The sequence below is a fragment of the Streptomyces sp. NPDC001700 genome (assembly GCF_053596435.1).
This window is the reverse complement of sequence record NZ_JBSFGE010000007.1, coordinates 250,112-267,805: the sequence shown is the minus strand read 5'-3', so window position 1 is coordinate 267,805 and position 17,694 is coordinate 250,112. Positions and strand designations below refer to the sequence as shown.

Below are 17,694 nucleotides of genomic sequence, written 5' to 3'. Positions count from 1 at the left end.
CCAGGCGAAGACGCTTGGCAAGGTCAGCATGCCGAAGGTCACCAAGGACACCAATTCCATGGGTATGTGGGTGACCGGCGAGAATTTTGTGAAGGGCGATATCGACAAAATCGTCGGATACTCTCCGGACGGTGCCAAAGCCGACTGGACGATAGAGCTCGACGGGGAAATCTGCTGGGCCTCGCCGCACACCACCAAGGACGGCCGCACCGCCGTGCTGTTCAAGGACGGCAAGGGCAGTGACGCCGAATGCACCCAGGTCGGCCTGGTCGACCTGAACAAGGGCGAGCTGGTCTGGCAGAAGGAGGGCACGGACACCGAGGGCAACGACGGCGTCGACTTCGACGAGGTCACGATCAGCGGCAACACCATCGCCGCCGGAGGCACCAGCGGCGGCGGCGCCTGGTCGCTGGACGGCAAGCCGCTGTGGAAGCCGGAGTACATCGCGGACTGCGACGACGACGGTTACGCGGGCGGCGACGGCAAGCTCGTCGCGCTGCGCGGCTGCAGCAGCTTGGAATCCAGCACCGACAAGCTGGAGCTGCAGACCGTGGATCCGACGACGCGGAAGGTGCTGTCGTCCTACAAGCTCGACGGGGAGTTCGAGCGTGCCCACGTCCTGTCCACCGCGCCCCTCGTCGTGGCCGCCGACACCGGCGACTCCGACGGCGGCAGTGGCGTCACCGACATCCTGACCATCGACGACAGCGGCAAGCAGGGCAAGCTGATCAACTCGATCGACGTCCTCGCCAAGGGCTTCCAGCCCGACTGCCCCGCCGTCAACGTGGAGGGCTGCAAGGACCTGGCCCTCGACAAGAAGAGCAGCACGGTCTACCTCTCCTCCGAGGTGGACGTGGACGACGGCGGCCCCGGCGAGAAGATCACCGGCGTGAACTTCGAGACCGGCAAGGAGACCGGCCGCACGAAGATGGCCGAGAGCAGGTCGCTGACCCCCATCAGCACCGAGAAGGACGGCTCGCTGATCGCCTACCAGGGCAGCATGTACAGCGAGGCGGGCGGCGTCGTGCGCGTCGACCCCAAGTCCTTCGAGGTCACGCAGGTTCAGAAGAACCCCGACGCCATGAAGGACGTGGAGTCGGACATGGAGACCTACGGCGACGCCCGGATGCTCTTCACCGACAAGAAGCTCTACGTCGGCAGCGACACGGCCACGCGGCCCACCAGCGACAGCAAGGACCGCCCGCTCGCGGTCGTCTTCGGCACGGCGTAAGCGGCAGCGCTAACGCGCTCACTTCGCGACCCGCACCGCCCGCACCAGCTCCAGATAGCGGTCCCAGTCCCAGTGGCGGCCGGGGTCGGTGTGGTCGGTGCCCGGCACCTCCGAGTGGGCCACGATGTGCTCGCGGTCCCGCTCCATCCCGTAGCGCTCGCAGATCGCGGCGGTCAGCCGGGCCGAGGACCGGTACATGGCGTCCGTGAAGTCCTGGGGACGATCGACGAACCCCTCGTGCTCGATGCCCACGCTGCGCTCGTTGTACGAGCGGTTGCCCGCGTGGAACCCCACGTCCAGCTCGCGGACCGTCTGCGCTATATGCCCGTCGCGGCGCACCACATAGTGCGCCGCGGCGCGGTGCCCGGGGTCCCGGAAGACCTTCAGCGCGTCCTCGTACGAGCCCTGCACGACATGGATCACCACCCGGTCCACCGTGTAGTCGTACGGCCGGTCGGCCTGCCGGTAGTTGGCCGTGGAGGCGGCCACCCAGTCCGCGCCCGGGTAGTCGACCGCGCCCTCCTCGCGCGGCTGCTGCGCCCCGGGCGCCCGCCACCACAGATGCCTCAGCTCGTCCCGCGCGGCGTATCCGGCGATCCCGGCCGCGCCCAGCCCGGCCGCCGTACCGCCGAGCAGCAGCGTGCGCCGGCTCACCTGGCGGCGCACGCCGCGGTTGGTCTCGTTCACGGAAGGCTCAACGCGCGGGCCCACGCCCTCGGTTCCGCCGCCGTGGATCATGGCGCGAACCGTATCCCGATGGGTAGCTGAATATTGAACTAACGGCGAGGATGCCCGCATCCCGAGGGCCACGAGACCCTTGAGGACGACGAGCCCACGAGGAGCCGCCCCATGCGCATCGGGTTCACCCTTCCCCAGTTCGGTGAGCTGGCCCACCATCCGCAGCACGTCGCACGGTTCGCCCGGGAGGCCGAAGCCCTCGGCGCGGACAGCCTGTGGGTCGGCGACCGGCTGCTCGCCCCGGTCGACCCGAAGGTCGGCTACGCCGGTACGGACGTGATCCCTCCGGAATTCCGCTCCGCCCTGGACCCCTTCGCCCTGCTGGCCGCCGCCGCCACGGCCACCGAACGCGTCCAGCTCGGCAGCAACGTCATCAACGCGCCCTGGTACCCGCCAGCGGTGCTCGCCCGCTCCCTCACCAGCATCGACCTGCTGAGCGCGGGGCGGCTGCTGGTGGGCCTGGGCACCGGCTGGTCGCCCGAGGAGTACGAGGCGGCGGGCATCCCCATGGCCGAGCGCGGCCGCCGCCTGGACGAATGCCTGGACATCCTCACCGCCTGGTGGACGCGGAATCCGGTCGAGTACCGAGGCGAGCACTGGACCGTGCCCGCCAGCCATATCGACCTCAAGCCCGCCGTCCGCCCCCACCCGCCGGTCTACCTGGGCGCCTTCGCCCCCGCCGCGCTCACCCGGGCCGCCCGGCGCGCCGACGGCTGGCTGCCCATCGCGCCCGTCGGCCGGAAGTACGCCGGGAGCGACCCCATCGCCGCCCTCGTCCGGAACCTGGTCGGAGTGCGGGAGGCCGTCGAGCGGGAGGGACGGGATCCGGCCCGCTTCGACGCGATCCTCCGGGTCAACCCCGACGACGACGCCTCGGTCGAGGACATCGCGGCCACGATCGCGCGGGCGGAGCGGGAGGCGGGCCTCAGCCACTGCTTCGTCGAGCTGTCGTATCTCGCGAAGGATGTCGAGCAGGCCCTTGACCTGGCACAACGCATACTGGAGCGGGCCCGCGCGAGCTGAGTAATACCCGCTGAGCCGACTCAATTGAGGCGACTAAACTGGGTGCGTTATGACTGACTTCCCCGGTGCGCCCACAGGTCCCCGCGACGGCCGTCGCCTCCGTGTCCTCGCCGCCATGTCCGGCGGTGTGGACTCGGCGGTCGCCGCCGCGCGGGCGGCCGAGGCGGGCCACGACGTGACCGGCGTCCACCTCGCGCTCTCCGCCAACCCGCAATCCTTCCGCACCGGCGCGCGCGGCTGTTGCACGATCGAGGACTCGCGGGACGCCCGCCGGGCCGCCGACGTGATCGGCATCCCGTTCTACGTATGGGACCTGGCCGAGCGGTTCCGCGAGGACGTGGTCGAGGACTTCATCGCGGAGTACGAGGCTGGCCGCACCCCCAACCCCTGCCTGCGCTGCAACGAGAAGATCAAGTTCGCCGCGCTGCTGGACAAGGCCCTCGCGCTCGGCTTCGACGCCGTGTGCACCGGCCACTACGCCACGGTCGTGCGCGACGACAGCGGCGCGCTGGAGCTGCACCGCGCCAGCGACATGGCCAAGGACCAGTCGTACGTCCTCGGCGTGCTGGACGAGCGCCAGCTCGCCCACGCCATGTTCCCCCTCGGCGACACCCTGACCACCAAGGACGAGATCCGCGCCGAGGCCGAGCGGCGGGGCCTGGCCGTCGCCAAGAAGCCCGACAGCCACGACATCTGCTTCATCGCGGACGGCGACACCCAGGGCTTCCTCGCCGGTCACCTCGGCACCGCCGAGGGCGACATCGTGGACGAGGGCGGCCACAAGCTCGGCACCCACGAGGGCGCGTACGGCTTCACCATCGGCCAGCGCAAGGGGCTGCGCATCGGCCACCCGGCGGCCGACGGCAAGCCGCGGTACGTGCTGGACATCTCCCCGGTGGACAACACGGTCACCGTCGGACCCGTCGAGGCCCTGGACGTCTCGGCGCTGGTCGCCGTCAAGCCGCGCTGGTGCGGCGCCGCCCCCACCGGCCCCGGCGCCTACACCGCCCAGCTGCGCGCCCACGGCGGCGAGACCGAGGTGACGGCCGAGCCGGTCGGCGGTGAGCTGCGGGTTTCCTTCGCCGAGCCGGTCCGTGGAGTGGCCCCCGGCCAGGCGATCGTGCTCTACGACGGCACCCGCGTCGTGGGCTCGGCGACGATCGCGGCGACGGAGCGCTCCCGCCCGGCCGTGCAGCAGGCGTAACAGGACGGCCGTAACAGGGCCAAAGCGCCAAAAACCCGCATAATTCGCATAAAGCCGTGTATTCCTGATTCGCCAGCCCCTGTTACTTTGTATTTACATACAATTTGACATCGCAGGTGGCATAGATCACGCGACTTCGGGGAGGCGCACCTTCGGACACGGGTGCCGTTGTCCGCTGTCTCAGCACCGGAGGTTTCGTTATTTCTGCGCGAGCGGTCCAGAAATTCGGAGACAATCCATTCGAGGTCAGGGACACCGATCACTACACCGAGGAGTATGTACCAAGCTTCGTTGAAAAGTGGGACTCGCTCATCGACTGGGAAAAGCGATCAGAAAGTGAGGGAACATTCTTCATTGACCTCCTACGGGAGCGTGGCGTAAAAAAGGTCCTCGATGTCGCCACCGGGACCGGTTTTCATTCGGTACGGCTTCTTGAAGCCGGGTTCGAGACCGCGAGCGCCGATGGAAGCGCCGAAATGCTTGCCCAGGCGTTCGACAACGGGCTCAAGCACGGCGAACACATCCTCCGCGTCGTCCAGGCGGACTGGCGCTGGCTCAACCGCGATCTGCACGGCCCGTACGACGCCATCGTCTGCCTCGGCAACTCCTTCACGCACCTCTTCTCGGAGCGTGACCGCCGAAAGGCCCTCGCCGAGTTCTACGCGATGCTGAAGCACGACGGCGTCCTCATCCTCGACCATCGCAACTACGACGCGATGCTCGATAACGGCTACACCAGCAAGCACGTGTACTACTACTGCGGAGAGGACGTCGCAGTCGAGCCGGAGCACGTCGACGAGGGGCTGTGCCGTATGCGCTACAGCTTCCCCGACGAATCCGTCTACCACCTCAACATGTTTCCGCTGCGCAAGGACTACACGCGGCGGCTCATGCAGGAGGTCGGCTTCCAGCAGATCGAGACGTACGGCGACTTCCAGCACACCTACCGGGAGGAGCAGCCCGACTTCTTCATCCACGTCGCGGAGAAGGAGTACATCGCGACGGACGACCCGTCCGGGGAATACTCCCCGGCCGTCGGAACCGCCCGCGACTACTACAACTCCTCCGACGCGGACGAGTTCTACTGGCGCGTCTGGGGCGGCGAAGACATCCACATCGGTGTCTACGAGCGCGAGGACGAGCCGATCTCCGAGGCCAGCAGGCGCACCGTCGCCCGCATGGCGGGTGGCCTCGACCTCACCCCGGCGTCCACCGTCCTCGACCTCGGGTCGGGCTTCGGCGGCTCGGCGCGCTACCTCGCCGAGACCTACGGCTGCCGCGTCACCGCGCTCAACCTCAGCGAGGTGGAGAACGAGCGGCACCGCGCGATCAACGCCGAGCGCGGGCTCACCGAGATCATCGACGTGCTGGACGGCTCCTTCGAGCGGATCCCGCTGCCGGACAACAGCGTCGACGTCGTCTGGTCCCAGGACGCGTTCCTGCACAGCGGCAACCGCCGCCGTCCCCTGGAGGAGGCCGCCCGCGTCCTGCGCCCCGGCGGTCAGCTCATCTTCACCGACCCCATGGCGTCCAACGGCTGCCCGCTGGACGCCCTGCGGCCCATCCTGGACCGCATCCACCTCGACACCATGGGCTCCCCGGACTTCTACCGCCACGAACTGGCCCGCCTCGGCTTCACCGAGGTCGGCGCCGGTTTCGAGGAGCACCGCGAGCACCTGATCACGCACTACGCCCGGGTCCTGGAGGAGACCCGCCGCCAGGAGGCCGAAGGCCTGGCGGAACACGTCAGTGCCGACTACCTCGCCCACATGAAGAAAGGTCTCACCAACTGGGTCGAGGGCGGCAGGAAGAACCATGTGACGTGGGGCATCTTCCACTTCACCCGGTAACCCGGACCTTCCGGTAACCCGGTACGGCCGGTGGCGGCCCCAACCCGCCACCGGCCGCCTGTTATTTCCGCTTACGGGCCTGTACGCCCAAGGCGATGAAAAACAGTACGGCGATGCCGATCGACACCCAAAGAGGAACGAAATCAAGCCCTTTGTAGGCTAAGAGATCCGTCATGCATTCCGGGTGCCCCCGGATCCCCGGTTGAATCCCCTGTGCGCGCCGCCTGTGGTTCCTCAGTACGTGTAGAGGGCCTTGGTGTCGAGCGTCGCGTCGATCGGATCACCGATCGGCACCGGCTGGCCGAAATCGGTCTCCAGCGCTTCGACTTCACGTTGCGCGGCCTGCACGATGGCCGCGATCTCGTGGAGGACGGTTTGCCGAGCGTCCGCCCTACGGCTGGTGTGCAGGACCTGCTCTGCTGCATGCATACGAGCTGCTCGCTCAGGGACTCGCTCGATGGCGACGACGGTGCCCCACCGGCGGTAGAACATGCGGATCGGCGCCGCGCTGTCGGTTGCTGCGGCGCGGTCGAATGCCTGCTGCATCTCGGCGGTCAGTTCTGCCAGTCTGTTGGGTGCCAAGTCGGCGACTGCGGAGCGCAAAGCAGGCAGCGTGAGCGCTGGCATCGGCGTGATCCGCTCGCCGTGATCCACTGGCTGGCTGCTCATGCGAAGGTCGTCGCGTTGCGTTTCGGCGTCGTACGAGCGTGAGCCGAATTCCAGCCCCTCGAATGGTGCGGACAGGAGGAATTCCGCGAATCCGTCGAGCCCGAGGGTGAGCATCGGTTGAGTGTCGCAGGCAGAGCCTCGATCTCCGTGCGTGCCAACTCTGCGTCGAAAAGGCGCTGCTGACGCGCTGGCAAGGCTTCGCGGAGTTCGCCGATGGTACGCGGCGGATGCTTGTCCGCGTTCGCAGTTGCAGAGCGCGGGGCGTCGCCCGGTTCGAGTGGCATGCGGTCGTACCTCTTTCGGGCTGAAGCGTTCGTTCAGGGTCACGCGGCAAGCGGTGGCGAGTCGGCCGCTTCTCTTCTGCAGTCGCGGCAGCGGCCCGGGTGGGGGGGGCGCGGAAGGGGCGGTCGCAGCCGTCGCAGTCCTGGAAGGGGATCGGACGGGTCGGCGTGGGCGCGTCGGCTGGCACGGGCGGCCGCAGGGCGGCCAGCCGGTACGCGAGCAGCCGGGCCGGACGGCGGTCGATGCGGTCCGGGAGCCCGGACGTCAGCGCCTCGGCGATCTCGTACGGCCCGACCCCACGGTCGAGCCAGTCCGCGACGGCGGGCGCCAGCGTGGCGGTCTCCCGCTCGGACAGGACGAGCCGGGCGTCCCGGTGGCGCAGGGAGCCGAGGACGGCGGCGGCCCGGGGCTCGGGCCCGGCACCCGGCTCGGGCCCCGGCGTCGGCGCCGGTCCCGGCTCGGCGACGGGCGCCTCGTCGGGGCGCTCCTCATCGGGCTCCGCATCGCCGCCGCCCTGCTATCTCTCCACCGATGGCAATGGCCCCGTGGCCGCCCTGGCGGACGAGATGGAAGCCATGCAGCTCTCCACCGGAGACGAACTGCTGGCCCACGCCCGCGCGATGCTGGGCGATCCGACGGTCCCGCTCGGCGAGTTCCGCTTTCTCTCCTCCCGTCTCGCCGAGGCGCTGTATGACGCGATCCGCGTGGCGCGGAGCCGGGAATGAGTCCGGCCCGACTCGTAGAGTGACCGGCATGAACATCTGCGTCTTCTGCTCCGCCGCCGACCTCGACGACCGCTACACCACCCCCGCCCGCGAGTTCGCCGAGCTGATCGGTAAGGGCGGGCACACCCTCGTCTGGGGCGGGTCGGACGTCGGGCTGATGAAGGTCATGGCCGACGGGGTGCAGCAGAACGGCGGGCGGCTGGTCGGGATCTCGGTGGAGTTCCTGGCGGACCGGGCCCGGGAGGGCGCCGACGAGATGGTGGTTTCCAAGGACCTCGCCGAGCGCAAAGCGCAGCTGCTCGCCCGCGCCGACGCGGTCGTGGTCATGGTGGGCGGGACCGGGACGCTGGACGAGGCGACGGAGATCCTGGAGCTGAAGAAGCACGGGCTGCACATCAAGCCGGTCGTGCTGCTGAACACGGCGGGGTTTTACGACGGGCTGAAGCAGCAGTTCCAGCGGATGGAGGCCGAGGGCTTCCTGCCGCGCCCGCTCAGCGACCTCGTTCACTTCGCGGAGAACGGCGTGGAGGCGATGACGTACCTGGAAGCCGTCTGACGCGGCTGTCGCCGGTAGGTGCGTCAAGCCCGAATGACGTTGATCTGGCACATCCAGTAGTCGCGCCATAGGCTGTCTCATGCAGGTTTTCCGCACCAGAGAGCGTAAGGCGGCGATCTGGGCACCGCCTCACTAGGAGGATGGCTGTGCTGCTCAGCTTCCGGGTGGCCAATCACCGGTCGATCCGCGACGAGCAAGAGCTGTCGCTGGTGGCGACTGAGTTCAACGACGGTACGGGCCGAGAGACGAGCGCCCGGTTTGAGGGCAAGCCCGTATCCGTGTTGCCCGCGATCGGGATCTTCGGAGCCAACGCCTCGGGCAAGTCGAACGCCCTGGAAGCTCTGCGATTCATGAGAAGCGCCGTACTCGAGTCCTTCGCCGACTGGGGCAAGGAGCCGGATGCCGTTCCTCGTGAACCGTTCGCGCTCGCCCCCGAGGCCCGCGAGGAAACCAGTCTCTTCGAGGTTGACCTGCTCCTGGGTCGCACCCCGACCCGCTATACCTATGGGTTCGAGGTGTCCGACGAGCGCGTAGAAGCGGAATGGCTCCACGCCTATCCCTCCGGGCGTCGTCAGGTCTGGTTCGACCGGGAGGCCGGGAGGCCGGAGGATGAGGGCGGCGAATTCAAGTTCCCCGGCAGCGGGCTCCGTGGCCGTAAGGATGAAGCCACGGCACTGACCAGACCCAATGCCCTCTTCCTTACGGTCGCGGCCACCCTCAACCATCCGCAGCTCTCCGCCGTTCATCGCTGGTTCGTTGACAACCTGTGGCTGGTGTCCCCTCAGGATGATGTGTCGGTGCGCACCCACTGGACGCGCAGAGAGCTCAGCCGTCCTGACGCGGAGGGGAAGAAGTTGCGGGAACGGCTGACGAGACTGCTCGCCGTGGCGGACCTTGGCATCACCGGGATGGACCGCGACCCCGAGAGTGGTGAAGTGCGCCTGCTGCACCGGACCCCGGACGGCGGCACGGCACCCTTGGACTTCTGGGAGCAGGAATCCCTGGGAACCCACGCCTGGTTCGCCTTTCTCGGCCCGCTCTTCCACATCCTGGGCCAGGGCGGCTCTCTCCTCGCCGATGAGCTGGACTCCAGCCTGCACCCGCTGCTCGCGACCGAGGTGATCCGTCTTTTCCACGACGAGCAGGCCAACCCACGCGCCGCCCAGCTCATCTTCACCACCCATGACGCGACCCTGCTCGGCAACGCGACCGCCCAGCGCCCGCTCGACCGGGATCAGGTGTGGATCACGGTCAAGAGCCGGGGCGGGGAGACCGAGCTGTATCCGCTGACGGCGGCGAAGGCCCGTAAGGAAGAGCCCCTTGAACGCCGTTATCTCCGGGGGCACTACGGGGGGATTCCTCAACTGATCACCGGAGAGATCGCGCATGAGCTGGCCCGGGTGGAGAAAGAGCTGAAGGCGACAGCGTGAGCAGAGGGCGGAGAGGCCAGCAGGAGAGCGGGGGGCGGCGCAAGCGGAGGCGTGAACTGGGGGAAACCCCTCGGTCTCCTCGTGGGCCGGTCGGTGCGTATGGGACAGAGCCCAGCGGGTCGTCTACATCGCTTACGAGGGCGAGAAGACCGAGAAGGACTACCTTCAGATGCTGGAGCGTGCCTACCGCGCCCGTGAGGGCAAGCCGCCCTTCAGGCTCGCGCTGGTAGGGGACGCGGGCGGCCTGCGGCCGATGGCCACGGTCGACCGGGTGCTGGAAGAGGCCGGGCCGCACGACGAGAAATGGGTGCTCTTCGACCGGGACGCTGCGGACAACCGTGACGCCGAGATCCCGCGGGCCATGCGCAAGGCCGCGAGAACGGTGTGCAGGTGGCACTGTCCCACCCGTCGTTCGAGCTGTGGCTGCTGCTCCACTTCAAGCCGTGGACCTGCTTGGAGAGCGGACTCGACGGTGAGATCAAGAAGCAGCTCCGCCAGCACAAGGACGCCAAGGGCTTCGAGGACTACGACCGGGCTTCCGGTGAACGGGGCAAGGGGCTCGACGGACAGCGGGCGGAGTCACTGCTGGGCCGGGGCCGGGTGAAGAGCGCCATTCGCAATGCCCGCAAGTTGGTGAACGCCTGCCCGTACGGGCAGTGCAAGGCCAAGGTCTCCGACGACAATGGCCCGCTCGATTTGGAGCAGTCCCAGTCGTACGAGGAATGGACGAAGCACAGCGGCCATGCCGGTGGGTGCGATCCCCTCAAGCGTGACCCGTCCTCCGATGTGTGGCGGCTGCTCGCCGCGCTGGAGATCGACGGAGAAGACGACTCATGACGTACCTCGAAGCGGTCTGATCTCGCCTTCACTGGGCCTCGGCGGTGGCCTTCAGGTCGCGCAGCCACTGTTCGAGGCCCGCGCCGAGCGCTTCGGTCGCCATGGGGACATCGGCTTCGACCTGGTCGCCGGTCCACGTCTCCTCGGTGTGCACGCGCACCCCGCCCTTGACCTTGGTGAACGTCCACAGGTGGACGCCCTCGTCGATCCGCAGCCCGTCACCGATCGCGGGACCCTTCCACAGGATGCAGGAGCCGGGCCGGAGTTGGCGGACGGTGGAGGTGATGGTCAGGGTCGTGGCGGGGGTCGTCGGGGTGGCCTGGGCCGGGGTGGTCCAGCGGAAGCGCGAACCCTTCCGCAGGGGGCCCGGGTCGAGGCGCTTCATCGTGAGGACCGGGGCCTGCCAGGCGGGCCAGCGCTCCACGTCGGTCTGCAGCTTCCAGACGGTGCTGAGCGGCGCCTTGATCACGGTGTCGGTCCGGTAGCGGATGAGCGCGCCGGGGTCGACGCCCTCGCCCCGGCAGGTGGACGAAGGGCTCGGGGTCGCGGTCTGGGCCTGGGCGGGGGCGGCGATCGCGAGGATGCCGGTGACGGCGATGGCAGCACGCAGTAACGGACGAATGCTCGGCATGGGAGCCTCCAGTGAGGAGTTCTTGTGTTCGTTAGAAGTTCTAACGCAAAGTCGGGCAGGGCGTCAAGAGGGTGATGCCGTGCGGCCGGAGAAGGTGCGGCAAGCTGGGGGCATGGGAACGCATCTGATCACTGGGGCAGGTTCGGGCATCGGCACGGCGGTCGCCGAGCGGCTGGCCGAGCGGGGCGACGAGCTGTGGCTGCTGGCGCGGGACGCCGGACGGGCGAAGGAGCTGGCCGGGCGGTTCCCGGGGGCGCGTACGGTCGTCGGCGACCTGGGGGACCCGGAGAAGCTGTCGTGGGCGCTGAGCCACCAGTCGCTGCCCGAGCGGCTGGACTCGGTGCTGCACATCGCGGGTGTGGTCGACCTCGGCGAGATCGGTGAGCTGACCCCCAAGGCCTGGAACCGCCAACTCGCCGCCAACCTCGTCTCACCCGCCGAGCTGACCCGGCTCCTGCTGCCGCAGCTCCGGCTGGCCCAGGGCCATGTCATCTTCGTCAACTCCGGCGCGGGGCTGCGCGCCAACGCCCAGTGGGGCGCGTACGCGGCCAGCAAGCACGGCCTCAAGGCGCTGGCCGACGCGCTGCGCTGGGAGGAGAGCGGCAACGGGGTGCGGGTCACGACCGTCTACCCGGGGCGCACGGCGACGCCGATGCAGGTGAAGGTGCATCAGCAGGAGGGCAAGGAGTACGACGCGGAGCGCTGGATCGCGCCCGAGACCGTGGCGACGACCGTCCTCACCGCGCTCGACCTGCCCCGCGACGCGGAGATCACGGACCTCCAGATCCGCCCCCGAGGCTGAGGTCCGTCACCCCATAGGCTTTCGGGGTGAGCGAGAAGACCAACAAGCACAGCTGGGGCGCGGGAGCCGCGACCGGCGTCGGGTCGATGCCGGGCGGGGACGCGCGGGAGGCCGCCAAGACCGTCACGGGGTCATTGGAGGCCCTGCCGTATCTGCCGGAGCTGCCCGACCGGGGGCCCGGGGCGGACATGCTCGGGCGGACCGCCGGGATGCTCGTCGAGGTGTACGCCCATGTGGAGCCGAGCGGCTGGCGCATCAGCGACCGGCCGGGGCGGGACACCCGGCGGGCCCGGTCCTGGCTGGGCGAGGACCTGGACGCGCTGGAGGAGTTCACCCAGGGCCGCCGCGGACCGCTGAAGGTGTCGGCCGTCGGGCCGTGGACCCTCGCGGCGGGCCTGGAGCTGCGGAACGGCGAGGTCGCGCTGAGCGACCCGGGCGCCTGCCGCGACCTGACGGCCTCGCTGGCCGAGGGCGTGCGGGCGCATCTGGCCGAGGTGCGCCGCAGGGTGCCCGGCGCCGAGGTGGTGCTGCAGCTGGACGAGCCGTCGCTGACGGCGGTGCTGACCGGAACCGTCCGTACCGCCAGCGGCTACCGCACCCACGCCGCCGTGGACCGGGGCGTGGTGGAGGGCGCGCTGCGGGATCTGGTGGCGGCCGCCGAGGCGCCGGTCGTGGTGCACTCGTGCGCGCCGAACGTGCCGTTCGCGCTGCTGCGGCGGGCGGGGGCGAGTGGGGTCTCGTTCGACTTCTCGCTGCTCACCGAGCGTGAGGAAGAGACGATCGGGGAGGCCGTCGAGGGAGGAACGGCGCTGTTCGTCGGCGCCGTCCCCGGCACGGAGGCCGCATTGTCGGACCCTGCCGGTAGCGTCGGGGGTGTCAGGACGCTGTGGCGCAGGCTGGGGCTGTCACCGGGGACTCTCGCGGAGTCCGTGGTGATCACGCCGTCGTGCGGGCTCGCGGGCGCTTCGCCCGCGTACGCGCGCGCCGCGCTGGCCCACTGTGTCCGGGCGGCGAGATCGCTCGCGGACAACCCTGAGTAACTGGGAGGACGACACGGTGGCCGGCGAACAGCAGTCGACAGTGCCCGCGGAGGCACGGGATGAGCACGCCAAGCTCGCTGAGCAGGTCGAGGAGCACCGCTTCCGGTACTACGTGAAGGACGCCCCGATCGTCAGCGACGCGGAGTTCGACAGGCTCCTGCGCAGGCTGGAGGCGCTGGAGGAGGAGCATTCCGAGCTGCGCACGCCCGACTCGCCCACCCAGAAGGTCGCGGGGGCGTACGAGACGGAGTTCACCGAGGTAGAGCACCGGGAGCGGATGCTCAGCCTGGACAACGCGTTCGACGATGACGAGCTGGGCACCTGGGCCGACCGCATCGCCAAGGAGCTGGGCACCGGCGCGTACCACTTCCTGTGCGAGCTGAAGGTGGACGGCCTCGCGGTCAACCTCACCTACGAGCACGGGCGGCTGACCCGCGCCGCGACCCGGGGCGACGGGCGCACCGGCGAGGACATCACGCCGAACGTGCGGACCATCGCCAAGATCCCCAACCGGCTGACGGGCGACCGGATCCCGGCGCTGGTGGAGGTGCGCGGCGAGGTCTTCCTGCCCCGCAAGGCCTTCGAGGAGCTGAACGCGCGGCTGGTGGAGGCGGAGAAGCCGCCGTTCGCCAACCCGAGGAACGCGGCGGCGGGTTCGCTGCGCCAGAAGGACCCGAAGGTCACCGCGAGCCGCCCGCTGGACATGGTGGTCCACGGGATCGGCGCGCGCGACGGCTTCGCCATCGACCGGCTGTCGCAGGCGTATGAGCTGCTGCACGAGTGGGGGCTGCCGACCGCGGCCCACTTCCGGGTGGTCGACACGATCGACGGTGTCCGCGAGTTCATCGCGCATTACGGGGAGAGCGAGCACCGTCATTCGGTGGAGCACGAGATCGACGGCGCGGTCATCAAGCTGGACGAGATTCCGCTGCAGGGGCGGCTCGGTTCCACCTCGCGGGCGCCGCGCTGGGCGATCGCGTGGAAGTTCCCGCCCGAGGAGGTCAACACCAAGCTGGTCGACATCCGGGTAGGCGTGGGGCGCACGGGGCGGGTGACGCCTTATGCGGTGGTTGAACCGATCACAGTCGCGGGCTCGGAGGTCGAATTCGCGACACTGCACAACCAGGACGTGGTCAAGGCCAAAGGTGTGCTGATCGGTGACACCGTCGTGCTGCGTAAAGCGGGCGATGTCATTCCGGAAATCCTGGGCCCGGTCGCCGATCTGCGGGACGGCAGCGAGCGCGAATTCGTGATGCCCGCCGCGTGCCCCGAGTGCGGGACTCCGCTGCAGCCCGCCAAGGAGGGCGACGTCGATCTGCGGTGTCCCAACAGCCGGTCCTGCCCGGCGCAGCTGCGCGAGCGGATTTTCTATCTCGCCGGGCGGAAATCCCTGGACATCGAGAACCTCGGTTATGTCGCCGCGGCCGCCCTCACCCAGCCGCTGGAGCCCGCCGAACCGCCGCTGCGGGACGAGGGCGATCTGTTCGATCTCAAGATCGAACAACTGTTGCCTATCCGGTCGTATGTGCTGGACCCGGACAGCGGGCTGCCCAAGCGCGATCCGGAGACGGGCGAGGAGAAGGTCGTCACCTTCTTCGCCACCCAGAAGGGCGAGGCGAAGAAGAACGCCCTGGCGATGCTGGCCAATATCGAGGCCGCCAAGCAGCGCCCGCTGGCCCGGATCATCACCGGCCTTTCGATCCGTCATGTCGGCCCGGTCGCGGCCACCGCGCTGGCCCGCGAATTCCGCTCGCTGGACCGGATCGCCGAGGCCAGCGAGGAGGAGCTGGCGGCCACCGAGGGCGTCGGCGGAATCATCGCCACCTCGGTCAAGCAGTGGTTCGCCGTGGACTGGCACCGCGAGATCGTGGAGAAGTGGCGGCGCGCCGGGGTGCGTCTTGAGGAGGAGGCCGCCGAGGACGCGGGCCCGCTGCCGCTCAAGGGGCTGACCGTGGTGGTCACGGGCACGCTGGAATCGCACACCCGGGACGGTGCCAAGGAGGCGCTGCAGAACCGAGGTGCGAAAGTCACCGGCTCTGTTTCGAAAAAGACTGATTTCGTGGTCGTCGGGGACAATCCCGGATCGAAGTACGACAAGGCCATGCAGTTGAAGGTGCCGGTCCTCGATGACGACGGATTTGCCGTCCTCCTCGAACAGGGCCCCGACGCCGCGCGTGAGGCGGCCGTGAGGCCTCCGGAGGAGTCCGAGGAGGAGTCCGAGGAGTAGTCCGGACACCCGTCCGGCGCAGTAGTCCGGCCATCTTCGGTGCTACGGCACCGTAAAGCTGGCCGGAATACGACTGGGAGCACTTCCCGGGCACAGCCAGCGGGCATCACCCTTACAGCGCATACCAGAAGGTTATGGATCGTCGGGCGGCATTGGGGCAACCGCTGCCGATCGCAGCCCGCCATGCCCTTCTGCCGCCTACTGTTGAAGGTGTGCGCCTGCCGTGGCGCTGGCACCGCCGGCTGTGAGAGGGACGGGTATGAAACCGACCGAAAGCGCCGCACCGGCGCAGCGGCTGCGCCGGCTTCTGCTGCCCGCGTTGCCCGCCGCCGCGGTCGCCATGGCCGCTTTCGCACTCGGCATCGGAGTATTCCGAGTGCTCGACGCGGGCCATGCGCTCTTTCCCGACGGCACCGAGGGCTGGTCGCTCGCGGTCCTCACCGGAATCATCGTCGGGCATCTCGTCGCCCTCGGCCGGGACCGCTGGTGGGGCGGCACCGGATCGGGCGCCGCGTTAACCTTGGCCGCGCTCCTGCTCTACGGCTGGATGCCCGCCATGCTCGTCAGCCTCGCCGTGGTGGTCCTGGTCGGCGCGGCCAGGCGGCACCGCTGGCGGCAGGCCGTCATGCACGGCACGGTCGACATCCTGGGCGTCGGCGCGGCCGCCCTCACCCTCGCCGCATTCGGCACCACCCCCTCGGTCGAAGAGCCCTGGCACACCGACACCTGGCACGTCTCCGCCATCCCTCAGACGATCCTGGCCGCCGTCGTCTACCTCGCGATCACCCGCGGCCTGCTGTGGTACTCCCTCGCCCCGCCCGGCGCCGGACTGCCCACCGTCGCCCGCACCGCCCTCCTGCGGCAGGCCCTCGTCGGCATCGCGCTGCTCGGCATCGCCCCGCTCATCGTCGTCGTCGCCGGGGACACCCCGCTGCTCCTCCCGCTGTTCGCGGTCCCGCTGGTCGCCCTCGACTCCACGCTGTGGATCGCCCGGGTGCGCGCCGAGGAGCAGCTGCGCGACCCGCTCACCGGGCTGCCCAACCGCCAGTGGCTGCTGGAGCGCACCTGGACCGCGCTGGACGAGGCCGAGCGCGCCGGTACCCGCACCGCGCTCGTCCTGCTCGACCTCGACCGCTTCCGCTCGGTCAACGACACCCTCGGCCACCTCGCGGGCGACCGGCTGCTGCTCCAGATCGCCGAGCGGCTGCGGCTGGCGCTGCCGCGCGGGGCCGAGGTGGCGCGGCTCGGCGGCGACGAGTTCGCCGTGCTGCTGCCCACCACCGACTCGCTCACCAGCGCCCAGCGCAGCGCCCGCGTCCTGGTCGGCGACCTCGGCTCCCCGCTCGACCTCGACGGGCTGACCCTGGTGCTGGAGGCCAGCGCCGGGGTCGCCGTCTACCCCGACCACGCGCTCGACGCGGAGGGGCTGCTGCGCCGCGCGGACGTCGCCATGTACCAGGCGAAGCGGGACCGCAGCGGCGTCGAGCTGTACGAGGCGCGGCGCGACGGCAACACCCCCGACCGGCTCGGTCTGCTGGGCGATCTGCGGCGCGCCCTGGACGCGGGTGACGTCGAGCTGCACTACCAGCCCAAGGTGGGCTTCGACGGCCATGTCGCCGGTCTTGAGGCGCTGGTCCGCTGGGTGCACCCGGAGCGGGGGAAGGTCCCGCCGGACGAGTTCATCTCCATGGCCGAGAGCTCCGGGCTGATGCCCCGGCTCACCGAGTACGTCCTGGAGACCGCGCTCGGCCAGGTCGCGCGCTGGCGCGCCGCCGGTCTTGAGGTGCCGGTCGCCGTCAACGTCTCGCCGCGCGATGTCCACACCCCCGGCTTCGCCGGAGCCGTCGCCGGGCGGCTCGCCCGGCACGGGGTCCCGGCCGGGGCGCTGCAGCTGGAGATAACGGAGCACGTGCTGCTGGAGGACCCGCAGCGGGCCGCCGACACCCTGGCCGGGCTCACCGGGCACGGGGTGAAGATGTCCCTGGACGACTTCGGCACCGGGTATTCGTCGCTGGTCCATCTGCGGCGGCTGCCGGTCAGTGAGCTGAAGATCGACCGCTCGTTCGTGGCCCGGCTCGCCGTGGACAACGAGGACGCGGAGATCGTGCGCTGCACGGTGGATCTCGCGCATTCGCTGGGTCTGCTGGTGGTCGCCGAGGGCGTCGAGGACGACGAGACGTGGGAGCGGTTGCGGGATCTGGGGTGTGACGCGGTGCAGGGGTGGCTGGTGGCCGCCGCGATGCCGCCGGACGAGACCATGGCGTGGCTGCGGGCGCGCGGCGAGAGCGGCTGGCACCGCGAGGAGCCCACGCCCGCCCCCGCGGAGGAAGACGCGGACCAGCCGGTGACGTAGTGCGGCAGCGGTGCTGGTCCTTGCGGTTTCGTTGCCGGGTGCGGCTGGGTGGGTGGTGTTGTGCCCACCCGTTCCGCCCTGCGGAACAGCTGCCCA

Annotated in this window: 14 protein-coding genes and 1 pseudogene; 12 read left to right on the top strand and 3 right to left on the bottom strand. The window is 69.6% G+C overall.

Going from position 1 to position 17,694, the window contains the following annotated elements; all coding sequences use genetic code 11:
• Positions 1–28: 28 nt before the first annotated feature.
• The gene (locus ACWC5C_RS16410; protein WP_450876040.1) at positions 29–1,231 is read left to right on the top strand and encodes a hypothetical protein; all 1,203 of its coding nucleotides are present in this window, start codon (positions 29–31) and stop codon (positions 1,229–1,231) included.
• Positions 1,232–1,249: 18 nt separating this feature from the next.
• On the opposite strand, the gene ACWC5C_RS16405 is transcribed toward ACWC5C_RS16410, so the two are convergent.
• Entirely contained in the window at positions 1,250–1,969 is a 720-nt protein-coding gene (locus ACWC5C_RS16405) for an N-acetylmuramoyl-L-alanine amidase (RefSeq protein WP_450876039.1), read from the bottom strand.
• Between the two features lie 111 nt (positions 1,970–2,080).
• On the opposite strand from ACWC5C_RS16405, the gene ACWC5C_RS16400 reads away from it, so the two are divergent.
• The 3 genes from ACWC5C_RS16400 (at position 2,081) to ACWC5C_RS16390 (ending at position 6,046) form a co-directional block, all read left to right on the top strand.
• A complete protein-coding gene (locus tag ACWC5C_RS16400) occupies positions 2,081–2,992 on the top strand; it encodes a TIGR03619 family F420-dependent LLM class oxidoreductase (RefSeq protein ID WP_450876038.1) in 912 nt (303 codons plus the stop codon).
• 49 nt (positions 2,993–3,041) lie between these two features.
• Positions 3,042–4,196: a tRNA 2-thiouridine(34) synthase MnmA gene (gene mnmA / locus ACWC5C_RS16395; protein ID WP_450876037.1), complete on the top strand. Its 1,155-nt coding sequence runs from the start codon at positions 3,042–3,044 to the stop codon at positions 4,194–4,196.
• 200 nt (positions 4,197–4,396) lie between these two features.
• Positions 4,397–6,046, top strand: coding sequence for a glycine/sarcosine N-methyltransferase (locus ACWC5C_RS16390; RefSeq protein ID WP_450876161.1), 1,650 nt, complete (start codon positions 4,397–4,399; stop codon positions 6,044–6,046).
• Positions 6,047–6,280: 234 nt separating this feature from the next.
• Here the strand turns inward: ACWC5C_RS16390 and ACWC5C_RS16385 are convergent, their stop codons facing one another.
• Positions 6,281–6,829 (bottom strand): hypothetical protein, encoded by a 549-nt coding sequence (locus tag ACWC5C_RS16385; protein WP_450876036.1) that lies wholly within the window; start codon positions 6,827–6,829, stop codon positions 6,281–6,283.
• A 335-nt stretch (positions 6,830–7,164) separates the two neighbouring features.
• Here ACWC5C_RS16385 and ACWC5C_RS16380 point away from each other — a divergent pair, with 335 nt between their 5' ends.
• The 4 genes and pseudogenes from ACWC5C_RS16380 to ACWC5C_RS16365 all read left to right on the top strand — a co-directional run bounded on the left by ACWC5C_RS16380 (position 7,165) and on the right by ACWC5C_RS16365 (position 10,545).
• Entirely contained in the window at positions 7,165–7,722 is a 558-nt protein-coding gene (locus ACWC5C_RS16380; protein ID WP_450876035.1) for a hypothetical protein, read from the top strand.
• Positions 7,723–7,750: 28 nt separating this feature from the next.
• Entirely contained in the window at positions 7,751–8,278 is a 528-nt protein-coding gene (locus ACWC5C_RS16375) for an LOG family protein (RefSeq protein ID WP_450876034.1), read from the top strand.
• 146 nt (positions 8,279–8,424) lie between these two features.
• Complete coding sequence (locus tag ACWC5C_RS16370; protein ID WP_450876033.1) at positions 8,425–9,708, top strand: AAA family ATPase; 1,284 nt, start codon at positions 8,425–8,427, stop codon at positions 9,706–9,708.
• Positions 9,709–9,877: 169 nt separating this feature from the next.
• Positions 9,878–10,545 (top strand): annotated as a pseudogene (locus ACWC5C_RS16365) (RloB family protein).
• Between the two features lie 28 nt (positions 10,546–10,573).
• Here ACWC5C_RS16365 and ACWC5C_RS16360 read toward each other — a convergent pair.
• Positions 10,574–11,176 (bottom strand): SRPBCC family protein, encoded by a 603-nt coding sequence (locus tag ACWC5C_RS16360; RefSeq protein ID WP_450876032.1) that lies wholly within the window; start codon positions 11,174–11,176, stop codon positions 10,574–10,576.
• Positions 11,177–11,288: 112 nt separating this feature from the next.
• Between ACWC5C_RS16360 and ACWC5C_RS16355 the strand changes: the two genes are divergently transcribed.
• The 4 genes from ACWC5C_RS16355 (at position 11,289) to ACWC5C_RS16340 (ending at position 17,598) form a co-directional block, all read left to right on the top strand.
• Positions 11,289–11,978 (top strand): SDR family oxidoreductase, encoded by a 690-nt coding sequence (locus ACWC5C_RS16355; RefSeq protein ID WP_385448418.1) that lies wholly within the window; start codon positions 11,289–11,291, stop codon positions 11,976–11,978.
• An 86-nt stretch (positions 11,979–12,064) separates the two neighbouring features.
• Complete coding sequence (locus tag ACWC5C_RS16350) at positions 12,065–13,018, top strand: methionine synthase (protein ID WP_450876160.1); 954 nt, start codon at positions 12,065–12,067, stop codon at positions 13,016–13,018.
• Positions 13,019–13,034: 16 nt separating this feature from the next.
• Entirely contained in the window at positions 13,035–15,245 is a 2,211-nt protein-coding gene (ligA, locus tag ACWC5C_RS16345) for an NAD-dependent DNA ligase LigA (RefSeq protein WP_450876031.1), read from the top strand.
• Between the two features lie 259 nt (positions 15,246–15,504).
• A complete protein-coding gene (locus tag ACWC5C_RS16340) occupies positions 15,505–17,598 on the top strand; it encodes a putative bifunctional diguanylate cyclase/phosphodiesterase (RefSeq protein ID WP_450876030.1) in 2,094 nt (697 codons plus the stop codon).
• Positions 17,599–17,694 lie beyond the last annotated feature (96 nt).